At 72.8% G+C, this 19952-nt stretch carries 20 protein-coding genes; 13 read left to right on the top strand and 7 right to left on the bottom strand.

Annotated features, from left to right (window positions below):
• The first annotated feature begins 222 nt into the window (after positions 1 to 222).
• A complete protein-coding gene (locus OHS18_RS45040) occupies positions 223 to 747 on the top strand; it encodes a hypothetical protein (protein WP_328614916.1) in 525 nt (174 codons plus the stop codon).
• Between the two features lies 1 nt (position 748).
• Here the strand turns inward: OHS18_RS45040 and ligD are convergent, their stop codons facing one another.
• Positions 749 to 1774: a non-homologous end-joining DNA ligase gene (gene ligD / locus OHS18_RS45035; protein WP_328614915.1), complete on the bottom strand. Its 1026-nt coding sequence runs from the start codon at positions 1772 to 1774 to the stop codon at positions 749 to 751.
• A gap of 100 nt (positions 1775 to 1874) precedes the next feature.
• On the opposite strand from ligD, the gene OHS18_RS45030 reads away from it, so the two are divergent.
• From OHS18_RS45030 to OHS18_RS44995, 8 genes are all read left to right on the top strand, one after another.
• Positions 1875 to 2549 (top strand): TVP38/TMEM64 family protein, encoded by a 675-nt coding sequence (locus OHS18_RS45030; RefSeq protein ID WP_328614914.1) that lies wholly within the window; start codon positions 1875 to 1877, stop codon positions 2547 to 2549.
• A 118-nt stretch (positions 2550 to 2667) separates the two neighbouring features.
• Entirely contained in the window at positions 2668 to 4329 is a 1662-nt protein-coding gene (locus tag OHS18_RS45025) for a serine/threonine-protein kinase (RefSeq protein WP_328458994.1), read from the top strand.
• Positions 4330 to 4382: 53 nt separating this feature from the next.
• Positions 4383 to 4688: a hypothetical protein gene (locus OHS18_RS45020; RefSeq protein WP_328458657.1), complete on the top strand. Its 306-nt coding sequence runs from the start codon at positions 4383 to 4385 to the stop codon at positions 4686 to 4688.
• Positions 4689 to 4707: 19 nt separating this feature from the next.
• A complete protein-coding gene (gene msrB / locus OHS18_RS45015; RefSeq protein WP_328458659.1) occupies positions 4708 to 5130 on the top strand; it encodes a peptide-methionine (R)-S-oxide reductase MsrB in 423 nt (140 codons plus the stop codon).
• A gap of 102 nt (positions 5131 to 5232) precedes the next feature.
• Positions 5233 to 6150 carry a TIGR04222 domain-containing membrane protein gene (locus tag OHS18_RS45010; protein WP_328614913.1) on the top strand — a complete coding sequence of 306 codons (918 nt, stop codon included), beginning with the start codon at positions 5233 to 5235 and terminating at the stop codon, positions 6148 to 6150.
• A 66-nt stretch (positions 6151 to 6216) separates the two neighbouring features.
• A complete protein-coding gene (locus tag OHS18_RS45005) occupies positions 6217 to 7122 on the top strand; it encodes a TIGR04222 domain-containing membrane protein (protein ID WP_328614912.1) in 906 nt (301 codons plus the stop codon).
• Complete coding sequence (locus OHS18_RS45000) at positions 7115 to 7915, top strand: DUF692 domain-containing protein (RefSeq protein ID WP_328458995.1); 801 nt, start codon at positions 7115 to 7117, stop codon at positions 7913 to 7915. Before OHS18_RS45005 ends, OHS18_RS45000 begins: the two co-directional genes overlap by 8 nt.
• Positions 7912 to 8250, top strand: a complete 339-nt coding sequence (locus OHS18_RS44995; protein ID WP_328614911.1) for a hypothetical protein — start codon at positions 7912 to 7914, stop codon at positions 8248 to 8250. Before OHS18_RS45000 ends, OHS18_RS44995 begins: the two co-directional genes overlap by 4 nt.
• A 279-nt stretch (positions 8251 to 8529) precedes the next feature.
• Here the strand turns inward: OHS18_RS44995 and OHS18_RS44990 are convergent, their stop codons facing one another.
• The 4 genes from OHS18_RS44990 to hemE are packed head-to-tail and all read right to left on the bottom strand — an operon-like array spanning position 8530 to position 13090.
• On the bottom strand, positions 8530 to 9870 hold the full coding sequence (locus OHS18_RS44990; RefSeq protein WP_328614910.1) for a CoA transferase: 1341 nt from the start codon (positions 9868 to 9870) through the stop codon (positions 8530 to 8532).
• The gene (gene hemQ / locus OHS18_RS44985) at positions 9870 to 10562 is read right to left on the bottom strand and encodes a hydrogen peroxide-dependent heme synthase (RefSeq protein ID WP_328458669.1); all 693 of its coding nucleotides are present in this window, start codon (positions 10560 to 10562) and stop codon (positions 9870 to 9872) included. The genes OHS18_RS44990 and hemQ overlap by 1 nt, the downstream gene beginning before the upstream one ends.
• A 57-nt stretch (positions 10563 to 10619) precedes the next feature.
• Positions 10620 to 12023 carry a protoporphyrinogen oxidase gene (gene hemG / locus OHS18_RS44980; protein WP_328458671.1) on the bottom strand — a complete coding sequence of 468 codons (1404 nt, stop codon included), beginning with the start codon at positions 12021 to 12023 and terminating at the stop codon, positions 10620 to 10622.
• Positions 12020 to 13090 carry a uroporphyrinogen decarboxylase gene (gene hemE / locus OHS18_RS44975; RefSeq protein WP_328458673.1) on the bottom strand — a complete coding sequence of 357 codons (1071 nt, stop codon included), beginning with the start codon at positions 13088 to 13090 and terminating at the stop codon, positions 12020 to 12022. The genes hemG and hemE overlap by 4 nt, the downstream gene beginning before the upstream one ends.
• Positions 13091 to 13178: 88 nt before the next feature.
• On the opposite strand from hemE, the gene OHS18_RS44970 reads away from it, so the two are divergent.
• The 3 genes from OHS18_RS44970 to OHS18_RS44960 all read left to right on the top strand — a co-directional run bounded on the left by OHS18_RS44970 (position 13179) and on the right by OHS18_RS44960 (position 16570).
• A complete protein-coding gene (locus OHS18_RS44970; RefSeq protein WP_328458675.1) occupies positions 13179 to 13742 on the top strand; it encodes a DUF3000 domain-containing protein in 564 nt (187 codons plus the stop codon).
• A 787-nt stretch (positions 13743 to 14529) separates the two neighbouring features.
• Positions 14530 to 15246: a response regulator gene (locus tag OHS18_RS44965; protein WP_033261886.1), complete on the top strand. Its 717-nt coding sequence runs from the start codon at positions 14530 to 14532 to the stop codon at positions 15244 to 15246.
• A 100-nt stretch (positions 15247 to 15346) separates the two neighbouring features.
• Positions 15347 to 16570 (top strand): HRDC domain-containing protein, encoded by a 1224-nt coding sequence (locus OHS18_RS44960; RefSeq protein WP_442875453.1) that lies wholly within the window; start codon positions 15347 to 15349, stop codon positions 16568 to 16570.
• A gap of 7 nt (positions 16571 to 16577) precedes the next feature.
• Here OHS18_RS44960 and OHS18_RS44955 read toward each other — a convergent pair whose 3' ends face one another.
• Both OHS18_RS44955 and OHS18_RS44950 read right to left on the bottom strand, forming a co-directional pair.
• Positions 16578 to 17621, bottom strand: a complete 1044-nt coding sequence (locus tag OHS18_RS44955; protein WP_328614908.1) for a tetratricopeptide repeat protein — start codon at positions 17619 to 17621, stop codon at positions 16578 to 16580.
• Positions 17621 to 18280, bottom strand: coding sequence for a TetR/AcrR family transcriptional regulator (locus OHS18_RS44950; RefSeq protein ID WP_328614907.1), 660 nt, complete (start codon positions 18278 to 18280; stop codon positions 17621 to 17623). The genes OHS18_RS44955 and OHS18_RS44950 overlap by 1 nt, the downstream gene beginning before the upstream one ends.
• Before the next feature lie 198 nt (positions 18281 to 18478).
• On the opposite strand from OHS18_RS44950, the gene OHS18_RS44945 reads away from it, so the two are divergent.
• Positions 18479 to 19942, top strand: a complete 1464-nt coding sequence (locus tag OHS18_RS44945; protein WP_328614906.1) for an amino acid permease — start codon at positions 18479 to 18481, stop codon at positions 19940 to 19942.
• Positions 19943 to 19952 lie beyond the last annotated feature (10 nt).

The raw sequence follows: 19952 nt of genomic DNA, 5'->3' as shown, positions 1-19952 counted from the left end.
CCGTGCAACATTTGTGACCCTATAGGCGACACCGCGCGCTTGGGTGATCACTCCGCGTTCTTTTCGGGCGGGAAACCGATAAAGGTTTTGACCACTTTCGCCGAGCGCGAGTGGCGCCCGGCACGCCTGTGGCGATGGTTACAACCCCGCGCGAGACGCCGCGAGTGCCGAAGCCGCCGCGCAAGACGGGGCGTCGCCGCGCTGGTCGCCCTGCCGCTGCTGGTGGCCGGCATCGTCGTGGTGATCGTGGTCGTGGTCGTGGTCGCGGTCGGCAAGGCCGCGTCCGGTCCGTGCCTGGACAAGTCCCAGCAGGTGCCGTGTGCCGGCCCCGGCGGAACGTGGGCGTCGGCCGACGGGCAGGTGCGCCCACGTGACGCCACCGCGCCCGCCACCACCAGCCCGTCGATCCCCGAACCGGTCGCACCGACCACCACCGGACCACTGCTGCCGGAGCCGACCGCGAAGGATTACTCCGTCGCGCTCAGCGTCGTGTCCAAGCAGTGCTTCGGCACGGCCGGCTGCAACGTCGTCGTCGAACCGAAGCTCAGCGTGCTCGGCGCGAGCACCCTGCTCTGGGACTACGACATCACCTACGACATCCCGGGGGACGACTCCGGCGAACTGATCGAGACCGCGTACTCCGAGGGCGGCTCTTCCTACCGCGTCGACCGCACGGTCACGTCCACCAAGAGCACCAAGGTCGTGCCGAAGGCGGCCGTGACCGCCGTCAGCTGCCGGAAACCGTGAGTCAGGCTTCCGGCTCCGGGCGGGCCTTGCTGGGCTGGACCCGCTTCGGTTCCCCCGGCATCTTCGGGTAGTCCGGCGGGTACGGCAGGTCCCCGAGCCCGTGGTCGCGCAGATCACGCTCGTACCACTCCAGCGCCGTCTCCAGGCCGAACGCCTTGTCGTCCATGCGGGCGTGCAGGTCGCCGTGTTCGGTGAGGAAGGCCGGGACCGTCAGGACGTCGAAGTCGTCCGCGTCGACCTCGGGCAGCAGGTCCCACGTCAGCGGGGTGGAGACCGTCGCGCGCGGGGTGCCGCGGACCGACCAGCTCGAGGCCACCGTGCGGTCGCGGGCCGCCTGGTTGTAGTCGAGGAAGACGCGGCCGCCGCGTTCCTCCTTCCACCACGAGATCGTCGCCCGGTCCGGGATCCGGCGCTCGACCTCGCGGCCCAGCGCGATCACCGCGTGGCGCACCTGGACGAAGTCCCACTCCGGGCGGATCCGGACCAGCACGTGCACGCCGCGGCCACCCGACGTCTTCGGGTAGCCGGTCAGCCCGGCGGCCTCCAGCACCTCGCGGACGACCTGGGCGACCGCGACCGCGTCGGCGAACCCGGCGCGGTCCGGCGGGTCGACGTCGATCCGCAGCTCGTCCGGGTGATCGACGTCGGGACGCCGCACCGGCCACGGGTGGAAGTCGAACGTGCCGAGGTTGGCCGCCCACGCGAACACGGCCGGCTCGGTCGGGCACACCTCCGCGGCCTTGCGGCCCGACGGGAAGGTGATCTCGGCGGTCTCGACCCAGTCCGGCGCGCCCTTCGGCAGGCGTTTGGCGTAGAACCAGTCGCCTTCGACGCCGTCGACGTAGCGCTTCAGCGTCGTCGGCCGCTCGCCGATCGCGCGCAGCAGCGGCTCGCCGACCGCCAGGTAGTACTCGACGACCTGCCGCTTGGTGATGCCGCGCTGCGGGAAGTACACCTTGTCCGGGCTCGAGACGCGGACGTTGCGCCCGCCGACGTCGTAGGTCACCGGGTCACCGTGCTTGGGCATGCGGCCACGCTAGCGGTGATCGCGCCGCCCGGCTCCCGCGAGAATGCCGTCACCCTCGGGAGAAAGCCGACCGGGAAACCGACGCTGTAGCGTTGAGCGGGTGTCCGGCCGCACCAAGATGATCGTCGCGCTCGCCGTGCTCGCCCTGTTCGCGGCGGCCGCGGTGCTGCTGCCGATCCCGGGTCCGGCCGACCTGCGGGCCTGGGCGGCGGCCACCGGCCCGGCCACGCCGCTCGTCCTGTTCGTCGCGTACTCGCTGCTCACGGTGATCCCGATCCCGCGGACGGTGTTCAACCTCGCCGCCGGCCTGCTGGTCGGCACCGCGGCCGGGATCGCGATCGGCCTGGTCGCCACGACCATCGCGGCCGGCCTGTCGTTCGGGCTGGCGCGCCTGCTCGGCCGGGACCTCGTCACCCGGCACCTGCACCGCACGTCGGTGCGGGCGGTCAACGACCGGCTCTCCGACGGTGGCGTCCTGGCCATCACGTCGCTGCGGCTCATACCCGTAGTGCCGTTCGCGCCCTTCAGTTACCTCTGCGGGGTGTCGTCCGTACGGCTGACCCCGTATCTGGCGGGTACGCTGCTGGGAAGCGTGCCCGGCACCGTCGCGGTGGTCGTGCTCGGGGACGTCCTGACCGGCGACACGCCGCCCGCGCTGCTCGCCTGTTACGGCGTCTTCGCGCTGGCCGGGGCGATCGGGCTGGTCAGGGTGTTCCGGAAACGGTCGCCGGTGGCACCGGTACCCGAACCGGAGCCCGCCGGTCCGGCTGGCTGACGCGAACAGCACCCGGCCGCCCGCTACACTCGATCGGGTGCGCGAAGCGGATACGCGCTGAGCAGGGTCACCACCACCGGGAATTTCGTCAGGAGCAGTCGCCATCGACACCGGTCAGCTGATCGCGGGGCACTACCGCCTCGTCGAGCACATCGGAAGCGGTGCCATGGGAGTCGTGTGGCGCGCGACCGACGTGCGCCTCGAGCGCACCGTGGCGATCAAGCAGATCCTGCCCCAGCCGGGCGTCTCCGAGACCGAGCGCGACAACATGCGCCAGCGCGCGATGCGCGAGGCGAAGAATGCCGCCCGGTTCCAGCACCCGAACGCCATCGTGGTGTTCGACATCGCCGAGCACAACGGCGACCCGTGCCTGGTGATGGAGTACCTCAACGGGCCGAGCCTCTCCACCATCCTCTCCGAGGAGGGCACGCTGCCCCTCGGCCGGATCGCGCGGATCGGCGAGCAGGTGGCGTCGGCGCTGGTCGCCGCGCACCGCGCCGGGATCGTCCACCGCGACGTCAAGCCCGGCAACATCCTCATCGACGAGACCGGCACCGCGAAGATCACCGACTTCGGCATCTCGCGCGCGGCCGGCGACATGACGCTGACGGCGACGGGCCTGATCGGCGGCACGCCCGCGTACCTGGCTCCCGAGCTGGCGCGCGGCGCCGACCCGGTGCCCAGCTCCGACGTCTTCGCCCTCGGCGCGACCCTCTACCAGGCCATCGAGGGCACCACGCCCTACGGCAACACGACCAACCAGCTCGCGCTGCTCTACGCGGCGGCGAACGGCCAGATCAACCCGCCGGTGCAGGCGGGCGGGGCCACCGCGCTGCTGATGAGCCTCCTGCGCAGCGAGCCGGGCGAGCGGCCGTCCATGGCCGAGGCCCGCGAGCGGCTGGCCGCGCTGGCCCGGACCGAACCGGGCGGCATGTCGGCGTCACCGCCGCTGCTCTCGGGTGGCGGGGGCCGCAAGCCCGCCGCGCCCCCCGCGGACAGCGGCGACCGCCCGCCGTGGCAGCGCTCCGAGCAGCAGGCGCCCTCGTCGCCGCCGGCCGGCACGCCGGTGGGCGCGGGCAAGGCGCCGTCGAACCCGCCGCGCCCGACCGCCGCTTTCATGCCGATGCGGTCCCCGGCCGCGCCGCCGAACACCCCGCCCAGACCGGTGCCCGCGGCTTCGGCCCCGTCGGCGAGGGCGCCGCAGTACTCGACGGGCACGGCCAAGCCGGACAACAAGCGCAAGTACGCGATCTTCGCCGGCGCGGGTGCCGCGGTCGTCGTGGTCGCCGTGATCGTCTTCCTGATGGCGAACTCCAGCGGCGGCGGCACGGGCGGCGACCAGACCGCCCAGTCCCCGGGCGCGGCGACCAGCGCCCCCGGTACCGCGCCGAAGAGCAGCAGCAGCGGCGCGCAGAGTGCCACGAACGTCCCCGCGGATCTGGGCAAGACCGCGCCGGAAGGCAAGATCAGCGACTACGGCGCCGCCGGCCGCGCGCTCACCGCGTTCTACGACAGCCCGTCGAGCGGCTGGTCGAAGCTCACCCCGGCCGCGCAGCAGGTGTACGGCAGCGAGCAGGCCTTCACCGACTACTGGGCGAGCAACAAGGCCCCCAGCTACAGCACGGCCCGCGCCGACAGCGGCGGCGCCAACTCCGACGGCTCGATCACGATGAACCTGACGGTCAACGGGGTCCGCGGCGGTTACCGGATCGTCACGGTCGGCGGTCAGATGCTCATCGACGCCGACACCAGGCTCCCCGGCTCGGCCTCCCGCCAGTGAGACTTAACGCGCCGCTGGTGGGCTGAGCGGGTCCGATGGCCTACCGTGGTGGTATGGCCGAGAGCGGAGCTTCGCCGCCGGGCGGGAACCCTCGCTTCCACGAGGACCTGGTCGGGCTGGACCCGTTTGACCCGGAGGCGCGCGCGTTCGCCGAGCACCTCGACCGGATCGAGCGATCCGGTCCGAACTACACCATCGAAGCCGCTCTCGACGGCGTCGCCGACTTCGCCGATTCCAGCAACCGCCTCGGCGGGCTGCGCTACTGGGTGTCGGCCTTGATCGTGGTCCTCATCGTGCTCGGCGTGATAGTCGCCGCATGGGACATCGTGGTGCACGCCCTCGCGTGGCTCGCGGCGTAACGTGGATCGGGTGAAAGGTATGAAACCCGTTGTCGGCGCCACCCCTCGCGTAGTGAAGTCCGAGCAGGAATGGCGGGCGGAGCTGGGCCCGGAGGAGTACGCCGTACTCCGCCAGGCCGGCACCGAACGGCCGTTCACCGGCGAGTACACCGACACCAAGACGACCGGCGTCTACGCATGCCGCGCCTGTGGTGCCGAGCTGTTCCGCAGTGACACGAAGTTCGAGAGCCACTGCGGCTGGCCGTCGTTCTACGACCCGGCGGACTCCGACGCCGTCCTGCTCCGCGAAGACCGGGCCATGGGCATGAAGCGGATCGAGGTGCTCTGCGGCTCCTGCCACAGCCACCTCGGGCACGTCTTCGAAGGCGAGGGGTACGCGACCCCGACCGACCAGCGCTACTGCATCAACTCGATCTCGCTCAAGCTGGTGCCGCAGTCCTGAAATCGCCGTCCTGAAATCGCCGTCCTAAATCCTCCTTAAGCCGGCAACCCTCCGCCCTTCCTCGAACGTAGTCTCCGCACACGGATGAGGGAGGGCGGAGTCATGACCGACACGTGGGGCATTCCCGGACCGCTGTTCACGGGCCTCTACCTGGGCCTGCTTCTCATTCCCCTGCTCTACGCCGTGGTGCGCACCAGTGTGCTGGCGCGCGGCCACGCGGGCGGGGCACCGCAGAGCGTCGAAGAGCTGGCCCTGTTGGCGGGCGGGCCCGACCGCGTCGGCGAAGTCGTCGTCGCGGGGCTGCTGGACCAGCAGCTCGTCCGGATGGACGGCACCGGCCGGCTGCACCGCGTCAAGGGCCGGCCGGCGGACGAACTGGGCCGCATCGCGGTCGACCGCGTCGGCAAGACCGGCAGCTCGGTCGACCGGGTGCGCACAGCCGTCTCCCAGCACCGGTCGGTGACCGAGCTGGCGGCCGGGCTGGTCGGCCGCGGCCTGCTCGCCGACACGCGGAAACTGCGGCTGACCTGGACCACCACGTCGATTGCGTACTGGGTGCTGATCGCGCTCGGCATCGCGCGGCTGGTCGCCGGGGCGAGCACCGGCCACGCCGTCGGCTACCTGCTCGGTCTGCTCGTGCTGAACGTGGTCGCGGTGGTCGCGGTCACCGTGCGGGCCGCGAACGCGCCGGAGGCGAAGGCCACCGTCGCCGGGCGGACGGCCGTCGAAGAGGCCCGCCGGGCCGGGACGCTGCTCTCCGGCGCGACCGGCGCCGTCGCGAGCGGCGGCCTCGCCGCCCACCCGGACCAGGACGTCCGCGCGGCCGTCACCCAGGCCGCGCACGCCGCCGCCAAGACGTACGACCGCCGGGCGGCCCGCTCACGCTGGACGAGCGCCGGGGGCGGCGCGGCCGTCGGCTACTACGGCGGCAGCTCCTGCGGCGGGGGCGGCAGCTCGTGCGGCGGCGGTGGGGGTGGCAGCTCCTGCGGCGGCGGTGGCGGCGGGGGCTGCGGCGGTTGAAACGCCGACGCGACCTGCTGCGTCTCACAGCTACGGTAACCGGCATCAACTGAGGGGAGACGAGCGATGGACGACCCGTGGGGCATCTCCGGACCCGATTTCGTGGTCCTGTACATCGCGCTGCTCGGCGCGGTCCTGCTGATCCGGCTCGTCGTGTCCGGCGTCATGGCCAGCCGGGCGATGCGCGCCGACAACGCCCGGCCCGGCCCGACACCGAGCGTCTACCAGCTCGCGTTCCTGGCCGGCGGCCCGGACCGCGCGACCGACGCGGCGATCGCGGCGCTGGTCGAACGCGGTCAGCTGCGCGTCAACAGCTACCGGCAGATCAGCCAGGCCGGCGCCCGGCCGGTCGAGCCGCTGGAGCGGGCGGTCGCCGACGTCGCGCAGCTGAAGACGACCGCGACGATCCGGGCGAAGGTCCGCGGCTCCGCGGCGATGAAGGCCCTGGAGGACGGCCTCGACCAGCGGGGGTTGCTGACGTCCGCCGCGGCACGGCGCCAGGCCCGCACGTTCGGCCTGGTCCTGCAGCTGGCCGTGCTCGCGCTCGGCGTGATCCGGCTGCTCAACGGCATCTCACTGGGCCGGCCGGTCGGTGTCCTGGTGTTCCTGGTGCTGATCGCGGCCGTGCTGACGATCGTGGCCGCGGTCCGGCGCACCAAGGCCGGGATGCGGCAGCCGTCGGCCGCGGGGAACCGCCTGCTCGGCCAGGCGCGCGCGGCGGCGTCCGGGCCGGTGCCGGCCGGGGCCCTCGCGGGTGGTGTACTGCTCGGCGGCGCGGTCGCCGCGGTCGCCCTCGGCGGCCTGGCGATGTACCCGGACGAGGAACTGAGCGCGGCCCTGATGCCGCCCCCGGGCTCGTTCGGCGGCGGTGGGTCGTCGGGTGGGTCGTCGTGTTCGAGTTCGTCGTCGTGCAGCAGCGGTTCTTCGTGCGGTGGCGGCGGTGGCTGCGGCGGCGGGGGCTGCGGTGGGTGAGCTCGGCATCGGGATCGGCTGGCGGCACGAGCTCGACCTGTCCATCGCCCGGCTCCCGGGTGTGGACTGGGTCGAGGTCGTGGCCGAGAACCTGCACCACGACAACCTCCCGGAGACGCTCGTCGCGCTGCGGAAACGTGGTCTGCCGGTGCTGCCGCACGCCGTCTCGCTCTCGCTCGGCGGGGCCGAGCCGCTCGACACCGGGCGCGTCCAGCACCTCGCGGAGGTCGCGCGGGCGCTGGACGCGCCGCTGGTCAGCGACCACGTCTGCTTCGTGCGCGCGGGCGGCCTCGACTCCGGGCACCTGATGCCGCTGCCCCGCACCCGCGAGGCATTGGACGTGCTGGTCGCGAACGTCCGGCTCGCGCAGTCCATTGTGGACGTCCCGTTCGCGCTGGAGAACATCGCGGCGGTGCTGGAGTGGCCCGGCGGTGAGCTGACCGAACAGCAGTTCCTCACCGAGCTGACCGAGCGGACGGACTGCCGGCTGATCATCGACGTCGCCAACCTGTACGCCAACGCCCGCAACATCGGTACCGACCCGGCGGCGTTCCTCGACGGCATCCCGTGGGAGCGCTTGGCGTACGTGCACATGGCGGGCGGCATCGAGCGCGACGGCGTCTACCACGACACGCACGCGCACCCGGTGCTGCCGGAGGTCCTGGCACTGTTGTCGGAACTCCGCCGCCGGACGGACCCGCCGGGAGTCCTGCTGGAACGCGACGACGACTACCCGAGCGACGCCGAGCTGGCGGCGGAGCTGGCCGCGCTGCGGGCGGCGGTGACGGTGTGAGCCGCGAGGAGCTGGCGCGGCGGCAGGCCGAACTGCTGCACGCCCTCTTGGCCGGCGGCGAGCCCCCGCCGGGTTTCGACCCTTCACGGTTGAAGGTGGAGGCGAACGTGTTGCGCCGCAAGCACGGCAAGGTGCTGGCGTACCAGCGCCCGGAGCTGGCGGAGGCGCTGGGCGAGCGGTACGGGCCGTTGTTCGCGGAGTTCGCGGCGGGCCGCCCGAAGAAGGCCAAGGAGCATTCGCACGCTTACGCGGACGAGTTCGTCACGTGGCTGATCGAGGCGGGCCACCTGCCGAAACCCAAGCGGGGCTTGGTTTCCCGCCTCCGTCGCCGCTGAGCCCGAGCGTCTCGATGCGGCGTTGGGTGCATCCCACGCACCCAATGGCGTTCGGTGCATCCAACGCACCCAATGGCGTTCGGTGCGTCTCACGCACCCAATGTGGCGTTCGGTGCGTCCACCGCACCCAACGCCACTTTGGGGCGCTGGGTCCGAACCCGGTTGTCCACAGCTCGGCCGTGATGTGGACAACCCGGCCCGGACCAGGCTTTTTGTCGGACCACGCCGGTAAACTGGTTGCGGGGGCATCCCCCGGGGAGGGCGGGCTCTGCCGTCAGGTCAAGGGGTCCAGGTCGGTTTGTCGACACCCGGCAGGCGGGTCCCGAAGTCCCAGTGGGGTTCCGCGCCCGGCAGGCCGCCCGCCATGCGGACCCGGGTCAGCCGGCCGTAGCCGCTGTCCGTTTCCTCCAGCAGGTCGGTGAAGTCGGTGTCCGCCGCGGCAGGGTCCTTGCGTCCCAGGGAATCCAGCCAGTGTCCGGTGCCCGCCAGCGACAGCCGGACGCGCCAGGTGCCGCCGTCGGTGACCTGGCGGCGCACCGCCGTCATGATCGCCGCCGCGGCCAGCCAGCCCGTTCCGTGATCCAGTGCCTGGACCGGGAGCGGCGACGGCTCTTCCGCACCCCACGCGATGCCGTTCGACATCTGGACCAGGCTGTCGAAGCCGCGCCGGCGGGCCCACGGGCCTTCCCAGCCGTACGCGCTCAGGTCGGCGATCACCAAGCCCGGCCGCAGCTCGGCCAGCTCCGCCGCGCCGAACCCGATGCGCTCGAGGGCGCCCGGGCGGAACGACTGCACGAGCACATCGGCCCGGCTGATCAGCTTCTTGAGCCGCGCGCGGCCGCCCTCGGTGTCGAGGGCGACGAACGCGGACTTCTTGCCCTGTCCGGTGTCCCGCACGAGCGTCTCGACGCGCGGCAGGTGCGCGGCCCCGACGTGCAGGACGTCCGCGCCGTGCGCGGCGAGCACCCGCCCGGCCACCGGGCCGGCCAGCACGTGGGTCAGCTCCAGCACGCGGACGCCGCCCAGCGGACGGTCCGAGTAGAACAACGTCCGCTTCGGCGCTTCGCCGATCGGCGCCAGGTCCACCAGCGGCAGCGAAGCCACCGCTTCGCCCTGCGGGTGCGCGGCCCAGTCTTCGGGCGAGCGCAGCTCCGCGGCCGCTCCCCCGGCGCTGACGACGGCGTGTTCGACCTCGCGCGCGATGCGGCCGGCGACCGTCTTCGTCACGACGTCCCGGCTGCCGGGGACGCCGAGTCCCCAGCACACCGCGGCTTCGTGGCGCGGGTAGTTGCAGTGCAGGCGCACCCAGCCGTCGGTCGTGCGGTAGTTGCCCGACAGCGGCGCCCACACGGACTCCGGCTCGGCGCCTTCGACGCGCGAGAACGCTTCGCTTGCGAACGCCGCCGCCGCGTGGCGGGTGTCCGCCGTGACGACGCCGGGGTCGATCTCGCGCAGCTTCAGCAGTTCGCCGGCGGCCAGGGTCGCGGCGGCGACGGACGCCGTCGCGGCCGCCGCCACCCGGTACGGGCCGGGCAGCACGTCTTCGGCGCCGGTCAGCTCGACCGGTCCCGGCGTCTCCCCGGTGAGGGTGTGCCAGACGCCGTCCAGGATCTCGGTCACTAGGGCAGCGCCGCGACGAGCTCGGCGGGCGGCACGCGGGTGCCGGTGTAGAACGGGATCTCTTCGCGCACGTGCAGCCGCGCCTCGGTGCCGCGCAGGTGGCGCATGAGGTCGACGATCCGGTGCAGCTCGTCGGCCTCGAAGGCGAGGATCCACTCGTAGTCGCCCAGCGCGAACGACGCGACGGTGTTGGCCCGCACGTCCGGGTAGTCGCGGGCTTCCTTGCCGTGGTCGGCGAGCATCTTGCGGCGCTCGTTCTCCGGCAGCAGGTACCACTCGTAGGAGCGGACGAACGGGTAGACGCAGATGAACTTGCGGGCCTCTTCCCCGGCGAGGAACGCCGGGATGTGGCTCTTGTTGAACTCGGCGGGCCGGTGCAGCGCGGTCTGGCTCCAGACCGGCGTCGAAGCGCGCCCGAGCGGCGTCCGGCGGAACCCGGCGTAGGCGGCCTGGACCTGCTCGATCTCCTCGGCGTGCCACCAGATCATGTAGTCGGCGTCGGCCCGCAGGGCGGAGAGGTCGTACACCCCGCGGACGACGACGCCCTTGGCCTCGAGCCCGTCGAGGTACTCCGTGGTCTCGCGACCGGCGGTCCCGCGGTCCTCACCCAGCCTGCCGGGCTCGATCCGGAAGACCGACCAGGTGGTGTACCGGATGGTGTCGTTGAGCTCGTTGAAGTTGACCCGCGCCATACGTCCATCCTGTCACCGCGCCCCGCGGGCCGCCCCCACGGGTCGGGGTGAGAGCACTCACGCGGAAAGGTGCGCCGCCACCCGGTGTGCGGCCGCTTCGGCGGTCGCCACGCAGGCCGGCAAGCCGACGCCGTGCAGCGTCGCGCCCGCGACGGCCAGCCCCGGCACCTCGGCGATCGCCTTCTCGATGCGCTCGACCCGCTCCAGGTGCCCGGTGCCGTACTGCGGCAGGCCGCCGCCCCAGCGCGTCACCAGCGTTTCGACCGGCTCGGCCGTGATACCCGTCAGCCGCGCGAGGTCGTCGCGGACCACGCGGACCAGCTCGACGTCGTCCGCCTTCAGCGCGCCCAAGTCGCCGAAGCGGCCGACCGAGCCGCGGACCAGGACCGGGCCCGCGCCGAAGTGTGCCCATTTGCGCGAAGAGAAGGTGAAGGCCTTCGCCGCGTACGGCACGCCCGCCGCGTCACGCTCGCCCTGGCCGATCAGGATCCCCGACGCCGGGGGCAGCTCCGTGCCGGGCGGCAGCGCCAGCGCGACCACCGCCATCGACGCCAGCTCGACCTCGCCGAACGCCGCCGACGCCGCGGGCACCAGGTCCGCGAGCAGGCGGCGGGCCGACGGCGCGGGCACCGCGAGCACCACCGCGTCGGCGTCGACCGTGTTCTCCGCGGGCGCGTGCGCGGTCGGCGCCGCGCCGATCCGCAGCCGCCAGCGGCCGGCGCCGTGGCGTTCGATGTCGCAGACCGGGAGCCCGGCGCGCAGGTCGGCGCCGGACAACTCGGTCAGCCGGTCGATCACCGTGCCCAGACCGCCGGGGACCGTCCCGAACACCGGCGCCGAGCTGGGTGACGCCGGCAGCTGGGACGCGGCCGCCGCGGTCAGCGAACCCGCCCCGGCGGCCACCGCCGCGGCCAGGCCCGGCATGGTCGCGCGCAGGCCGAGACCGTCGGCTCCGCCCGCGTAGACGCCACCGAGCAGCGGGTCGACCAGGCGGTCCACCAGCTCGTCGCCGAACCGTTCGCGCAGCAGCGGCCCCAGCGGCACGTCCCCGCCCGGGAGCCGCAGCTCCGGCAGCGACGTCTCGGCTTCGACCGCGCGGCGCCCCGCGTCCGACAGCACGCCGGCCACCGACTCCGCCGACGCCGGGACGCCCATCACGGTGCCCGGCGGGAGCCCGGTCACGGCCCCGCCGGCGTGGATCTTCGCGCGGGCGCCGGTCGGGTGGACGACGTCGAGGCCCAGCTCGCGGACCAGCCCGAGCATCTCGGGCCGGCGGGCGAGGAACGCCTCGGCGCCGACGTCGTAGGGCACCCCGGCGAGCTCCGCCGTGCGCAGCTTGCCGCCCGGGGTCCGGGTCTTTTCGAACACGACGATCTCGACGTCGGCGCCGAGCAGCCGCCGCAGGCGGTACGCCGCGGTCAGCCCGGAGACGCCGGCCCCGACGACGGCGACCCGCTTCACAGCTCGTGCACCAGCCCGACCACGCGGGTCAGGACGTCCGGGTCGACGCCCGGGAGCACGCCGTGGCCCAGGTTGAAGATGTGGCCGTCGGCGGCTCGCCCTTCTTCGACGATGCGGCGCACTTCGGCCTCGAGCACCGGCCAGGACGCGTACAGCAGCGCCGGGTCCAGGTTGCCCTGCACCACCGCGTGCCCGCCGAGGCGGCGGACGGCCTCGTCGAGCGGGATCCGCCAGTCGACGCCGACGACGTCCGCGCCCGCGTCGCGCATCGCGGGCAGCAGCTCGCCGGTGCCGACGCCGAAGTGGATCCGGGGGACGCCGTAGCCGGCGACGCCGTCGAGGACCTTCGCCGAGTGCGGCAGCACGAACTCGCGGTAGTCCCGCTCGGACAGGGCGCCCGCCCAGGAGTCGAACAGCTGGATCGCGTCGACGCCGGCGTCGAGCTGCGCGCGCAGGAAGGTCAGCGCGATGTCGGCCAGCCGCCCGGCCAGCTCGTGCCACACCGCCGGCTCGGAGTGCATGAGCGCCTTGGTGTGCTCGTGGTTGCGGCTCGGGCCGCCCTCGATGAGGTAGCTGGCCAGGGTGAACGGCGCGCCGGCGAAGCCGATCAGCGGCGTCTCGCCGAGCCGGCCGACCAGCAGCCGGATGCCGTCGGCGACCCGCTCGACCTGGTCCGGCGTCAGTTCCGGCAGGGCCTTCACGGCGGCGAGGTCGCGCACCGGCGTCCCGACCACCGGGCCGGTGCCCGGGACGATGTCGAGGTCGACCCCGGCGGCCTTGAGCGGCACCACGATGTCGCTGTACAGGACGGCCGCGTCGACGCCGTGCCGCCGGACCGGCTGCAGCGTGATCTCGGCGAGCATCTCGGGGTCGAAGCAGGAGTCGAGCATCGCCACGCCCTCGCGCAGGGCGCGGTACTCGGGCAGCGATCGCCCGGCCTGGCGCATGAACCAGACGGGCGGGTGCGCCGGGCGTTCGCCGCGCGCGGCGGCCAGGAACGGGGCTTCGGGCAGCTCGCGGCGGGCGGACGCGGGGGTCCGCTGCGGCAGAGGCGTGGTGGGAGACATCGTCTTCAATCGTGCCACGAGCCCGGTGGGGCTCTTCTCTCGGCGCGCCTCCGCCCGCAACAGGGCGTGCCCGCCCTAAAGTCGATGCGTGACCGCGACGACTCCAGTGCCCGAGCTCTTCCGCGAAGCCGTCGCGGCGCTGCAGTCCGTCCGGCCCCGCCGAGAGGTGCAGCTGGAGCCGATGCGGGCGCCGCAGCGGCTCGCACCTTTCTCCTACGCGGTGAGCTGTGAGGTCGCCGGTCCCGCCGATGTGCTGGCTTCGGGCCGGCTGGTCCTGCTGCACGACCCGGACGGGCAGGAAGGCTGGGACGGGGTCCTGCGCCTCGTCATGTACGTGCGCGCGGAGCTGGACCGCGAGCTGGCGATCGACCCGTTCCTGCCCGAGGTCGGCTGGTCGTGGCTGACCGACGCGCTCGAAGTCTCCGGCGCGAGCTGGAAGGCGCTGGGCGGCACGGTCACCGAGACGTCGTCGGCCCGCTTCGGCGCCATCTCCGGGTCGGCCCGCACCGACGACCTCGAGGTCCGGGCGTCCTGGACGCCCACCGACGGCGCGCTGCTGCCGCACGGGCAGGCGTTCTGCCAGGTGATGGCGAGCGTGGTCGGCCTGCCGCCGGTCGGCGTGACGCTCTTCGGGCAGCGGCAGAACTCCTGAGCCCCGCCGGACACGGCCGTCCGGGCGATAGTCACCGGCAGGGCGGCGACGGCCGGCCTCGTACCGGGGTCCCGCGGCCCACGCCTTGTCCGAATGTGAGCAAAATTCGCATCCGCCGAACCGTGTCCAACCCGGGGCCGGTCCACGGACGGCCCACGGACGGCCCACGGACGACCGCCGAGCGGGCCGTCGGGCGCCGTGAATGGTCCGGACAACACCGGACCCCGGAGGACCACCCCGGGCTGTTCCTGAGGCCATTTCACGTCTCGCGCGGTGCCCCCGTTAGTGAGTCGACGCCGTCACGCAGCGCTACAAGATCAACTGGGGCTCGCGGTCGCCGTCGGCGCCGGGAGCACGCCGCGCGCGATACACACAGTGACCACGGCCGGCTTCCGAAGCACTCCTGAAGCCGTTTCACGAAGTTGATCATGCCCCGGCCGAGACCGGTTTCCGGGGCACTCGGACCCCTGCGGAGCCCCCGGTCGGCGGACGCACCGGAAGGTGCACGGCCCATCTGCACGGCCATTTGGGCGCCGGTAACTTCTTTGCATCGTGTTCGCTGGGCTATCCGTTAGCAACCGGCCGTGTACTAGCCCGATCGTGTTACCACGAACCCCCTGAGTGACTGTTCGTTTGAGATAGATACCCATTCGATCCCCCCGCAGCGGCCTCAGGGCGGCTACAGTGCCTTCGACGACACCACTTTCGGTCTAAAGCTGGCGCGGCTGAACGGCCGAAGGTCCCGGTGCCGGTCGGGGGGCACGACCGACTCCAGGGAGGTAGTGACGTGGCTACCGTCGGCATTTCTCAGGCCGTCCGATCCACGCCAGCCGGTGCATTGCCGGCGAGCATGGTTCCGCACCCGCGGGAAGAGCTTTTTTCCGTGTTGGTGGTCGATGACCACCCGCTGTTGAGGGAGGCAATCGCAGCAAGACTCGCACAGATGGGTGCGGGTACCGTTCACGAAGCCGCCACGGTGGCCGAAGCGAGGGCGCGAGCACAGGCCACTGGGCCTTGTGACCTGGCGATCCTCGATCTCGGACTGCCGGACGGCAGCGGCATCGAACTGGTTACGGAACTCCGTAGCCACGGGTGGCCGCGCGTGGTGGTCCTCGCATCCTCGGACGACCCGTACGCGGTCCGCTCGGCCTTCCAGGCCGGGGCCCAGGCGTACCTGCTGAAGTCCGCGTCGCCGGTCGTAGTGACCGATGGCGTGCGGCGTGTGCTCGAAGGCGGCGTTTACGCCGACCCGAGCGTGGCTCCGGTGCTCGCCACCGGGACCCGCGTCGCCGGCACCGACAACACCCCGCGCGAGCTTTCCGCTCGTGAGGTGGAGGTGCTCCAGCTGGTCGCCGACGGACAGTCCAACAAGGAGATCGGCGAGGAACTTTCCCTCTCCGCTCTCACCGTCAAGTCCCACCTGTCTCGGATCGGGCGCAAGCTCGGCACGGGCGACCGGGCTCAGATGGTTGCGCTGGCCATGCGAGCCGGCGTCATCCGCTGACGGATAGACGAACCTCCCCACGGGGCGGGCGCACCAGGCGCGGTACGCCCGTCCCGTAGGGTCGTCAACCATGGAAAGCGCAGAAGCCGAGGACGCCGGGATGGAGATCGAGTCCGCAGGCGGACCCGTGCTGCTACGCGAACCCGCCGAGGGCACGCCCCCGGTGGTCACCGACCGGGCCGCACTGCTCGAAGCCTGCGAGCGGCTCGCCGCGGGCACCGGCGCGGTCGCCGTCGACACCGAACGTGCGTCCGGCTACCGGTACTGGCCCAAGGCCTACCTCGTCCAGCTGCGACGCGAGGGTTCCGGCACGGTCCTGATCGACCCGACCGAGCTCGACGACCTCACGCCGCTGAAGAACGTCCTCAACTCCCTGGAGTGGGTGCTGCACGCCGCTTCCCAGGACCTCCCCTGTCTCGCCGAGCTCGACCTGCACCCGGCGGCGCTGTTCGACACCGAACTGGCCGGCCGCCTGGCGGGCTACGAGCGCGTCGCGCTCGGGACGCTCGTCGAGCTGCTGCTCGGCTACACCCTCGAGAAGGGGCACAGCGCGGCCGACTGGTCGAAGCGGCCCCTGCCGGTCGACTGGCTGAACTACGCCGCCCTCGACGTCGAGCTGCTCATCCAGCTGCGCGAAAAGCTGGAAGCGGAGCTGGGCGCCCAGGGCAAGCTGGAGTGGGCGCAGCAGGAGTTCGAAGCCGTCCGCACCGCGCCGCCGCCCGCCCCGCGGGCCGAGCCGTGGCGCCGGACGTCCGGGGTGCACAAGATCCGCAACCCCCGGGGTCTCGCCGTGGTGCGCGAGCTGTGGCAGGCGCGCGACGAGCTGGCCCGCAAGCGCGACCGCGCACCGAGCCGGATCCTCCCGGACAGCGCGATCATCAACGCCGTCACGGCCGACCCGAAGACCGTCAAAGAGCTGCAGGCGCTGCCGGTGTTCAGCGGCCGCGTCCAGCGCAAGTACACCGCGAGCTGGCTGCGGCACCTGCAGGCGGCCAAGGCGCTGCCGGCGAGCGAACTGCCCTCGCCGTCGCAGCCCACGGACGGCCCGCCCCCGGTGAACCGCTGGGCGGACAAGGACCCGGACGCCGCGGCAAGGCTGTCCGCGGCCCGCGCGGCCCTGTCGGCGATCGCGGAGGACCGCCGGCTGCCGGTGGAGAACCTGCTGCTGCCGGACCTGGTCCGCCGCACGTGCTGGCGTCCCCCGGCCCAGCTGGACGAAGACACGGTGGCCGACGTCCTGCGCGCGGGCGGAGCACGCCCCTGGCAGGTCGAGCTGACGGCGTCGGCGCTGAGCAAGGCCCTGCACGCCGCCGCGGCGACCTGACGCCGGTTCAGCCCATCGCTTCGCGGGCCGTGGCCAGGGCGTCGGCCATCTTCAGCGTCTCCAGGTGGCCGGGGCCCAGCACCAGTTCGAAGCCTTCGACGGCGTACTCGTACGCGGTCACGGCGTCGGCCCACTCGCCGCGGCGAAGGTGCACCCGGGCCACGACGCTTTGGGCCCGCAGCAACGCCGGATGGCCCGGCGGGAACGGCGCCGCCGCCAGCACCGCCCGCGCGTAGTGGTCCGCGTCGGCGAGGCGATCCGTCTCGGCCAGCACCCGGCTCAGCAGCAGCCGGGACTCCCACGTGGACCAGTCCTCGGGACCGGGAAAGACCAGGCGCGTCCGCAGCACGGATTCCGCCAGCAACGCGGCTTCGGCGAACTCGCCGTTCAGGAACAGGGCGTAGGCCAGTTCGGCACGCACCTTCACCGGGTCGCCGGGATCTTCGGGCTGCTCGCGCAGGGCCTCGATCCACGGACCCGGCGCGCCCAGCTCGGCCTGGATCTCGCGGCGGACGGCCTGCACCTGCTCGTGCAGCGCGGGCCCGGTTTCGCGCAGTGTCTGTTCGGCCTCGTCGAACCGGCCCAGATCCGCCTGCGCTCTGGCGATCCACACCCGGGATTCCGGGTGCCGGTCGAGCAAGGCCCGGCAGGCGTCGATCGCCGCCGCGTACCGGCCCGCGCGGTGCAGCGTGGCCGCCACCGCGAGGCGGCACTCGCGGACCACTTCGTGTTCCTGGCCCATGACGTAGACGTACGTCCCCTCCAACCAGGAAAACAACGCCAGCGCTTCGTCGACCCGACCGGACTCCGCGCAGCGCAAGGCGATGCCGTACCAGGACGCCAGCGTGCTCCGGTGCCGCGCGCCGAACACCCGGCCCTGGTCCGCGACCAGTTCGCGCAGCCACACCTCGGTGGCCGGATCGCGGAGGTCGAGCAGCCGTTCCCCGATCTGCCGCCGCAGGTCCAGCGCCTCTTCGCTGTCACGCTTGCGTTTGCGGTCCAGTTTCGCGGTCAGCCACGTGATCTCGCCGCGAAGCCGCTGTACGTCCACTATTCGGTCGACGTCGCCAGGAGGGCGTGACCCCGCGCCCGCAGCTCTTCGGTCGGCTCCGGCAGCCCGGCCAGCCGGACGACGCCGTCGGCGCCTTCGCGGGTGTGGGCCTCGACGTCCAGTTCCGGGTCGTCGCGGCGGATCACCGCGATGCTCTCCACCAGGCCGAAAACGAGGTCCGTGCGGACGGCCGCCGGGACCACCCCCGCCGCCGCGAGCAGGTCGCCGTAGGCCGCCTTCAGTTCCGCGCGCTCGGCGCGGAACCGGGCCAGGTTGGCCGAACCGACCTCGGGCAGCAGGTACAGCGCGCCCAGGTTGTGCCGGGCGCCGCCGAGCAGGCCGATGTCCGCGTAGGCCAGGGCCCACAGCCGGACGGCCACCGGCGCGTCCCCCGCGACCAGCCGCGCGGCCAGGACCAGCGACGGCCGGACGGTGCCGGCCAGCAGCGCGGCGAGGATGTCCTCCTTCGCCGGGAAGTGGTAGTAGAGCGACGCTTGGCGCAGCCCGGCGCGTTCGGCGATCGCGCGGGTCGTCGTCGCCGCGTAGCCGGCTCCGGTGAACAGTTCCCCCGCCGCGTCGAGCACGGCCTGCCGCGCGTCCGGGCGGCTCGCCGCGGCACCGTTCGCCCTGGGTCTGCCGACCCCCGCCCCTTTGACCACGGTGCCGATCCTGCCAGGTCCCCCTCCCGCTCCCGCGCACCGAGGTGGCGTTACCTCCGGGTGTCGCCGTTGACGGGTGGTCGCCGGATCGGTTAACCGAGCGGCAACACCGCGGAGATCATCACGTCGTGCCGCCGCCTTAATTTCTGTCATGCGATCGAAACCACGGCGGCTCGAACCACAACCCTGGGAGCGTCCATGACCGACGATCTGGCCGGCTTCGGCTACCGCCAGGAGCTCCGGCGCTCCCTCGGCGGCTTCTCCGCCTTCGCGGCGGGCTTCTCGTTCGTCTCGATCCTCACGACCGTCTTCCAGCTCTTCGGTTTCGGCTTCACCTTCGGCGGCCCGCGGTTCTTCTGGACGTGGCCGGTCGTGCTCGCCGGCCAGCTGCTCGTCGCGCTGGTGTTCGCCGAACTCGCCGCCCGCTTCCCGCTGGCCGGATCCGTGTACCAGTGGGCGAAACAGCTGACGCGCGGCTTCCTCGGCTGGCTCGCCGGCTGGATGATGCTGCTCGGCTGCGTCGTCGCCCTCGCGGCCGCCGCGATCGCGCTGCAGGTGGTACTGCCCTCGGTCTGGGACGGCTTCCAGGTCGTCGGCGGCGATCCCGCGGTGACGTCGCCGACCGGCGCGGCCAACGCCGTCCTGCTCGGCACCCTGCTGCTCCTGTTCACCACCGCAGTCAACGTCGGCGGCGTGCGGCTGATGGCCCGGATCAACGACGTCGGCGTGGCGGCCGAACTGCTCGGCGTCGTGGTGCTGGTGACCGGGCTCGGCCTGTTCGCCGTTCGCGGCCCGCAGGTCGTGCTGCACGACGCCGCCGGCAGCGCGCCCGGGATCAGCGGCGTGCTCGCGTCGGCGCTCATGGCGGCGTACGTCCTCTACGGCTTCGACACCGCGGCGTCCGTCGCCGAGGAGACGAAGGACGCGCGAAGGGCGGCTCCGCGGGCGGTCCTGCGCGCTGTGCTCGTCTCCGGCGTCGGCGGGCTGGCCGTGGTGCTCACCGCGCTGATGGCCGCGCCGAGCCTCACCGACGGGCAGCTCGCCGGCCACGGCCTGCCGTACGTGATCACCGCCGTCTTCGGCGACACCCTCGGCCGGATCTTCCTGGCCGACGTCGCGATCGCCGTCGTCGTCTGCACCCTGACCATCCAGACCGGTACGGTCCGGCTGATCTACGCGATGGCCCGCGACGGCGCGCTCCCCGGCTCGGCGCGGCTGGCCGGGGTGAGCGCCCGGACCGGGGCGCCGGTCGCGCCCGCGCTGCTGTCCGGCGCGCTCGCGATCGGGCTGCTGCTGCTCAACGTCGGCAACCCGGCGCTGTTCAGCACGATCACCGGGACGTCGGTCGTGGTCGTCTACCTGGCGTACCTGCTGGTCACCGGGCCGCTGCTGGTCCACCGGCTGCGCGGGCGCTTCCCCGCCGAGCCCGGCCGGTTCTCCCTCGGCCGCTGGGGTGTCCTGGTGAACGGGGCGGCCGTCGCCTACGGCACGACGATGGTCGTGAACATCGCCTGGCCACGTGCGGAGATCTACGACGTCGCCGGTTCGGGCGCATCCTGGATGCTCTTGTTCCCGCTAGAGTTCGTCGGCGGCGCGCTGGTGATCGGCGCGCTCTGCTGGCTGCGGCTACGCCCCGCCCCCGCCCTCGAACCGGCCACCTGAGAGGACGTCC

The sequence above is a fragment of the Amycolatopsis sp. NBC_00355 genome (genome assembly GCF_036104975.1).
GTDB lineage: Bacteria > Actinomycetota > Actinomycetes > Mycobacteriales > Pseudonocardiaceae > Amycolatopsis.
The sequence above is the reverse complement of the archived record's forward strand: the minus strand, read 5'-3'. Positions and strand labels throughout refer to the sequence as shown.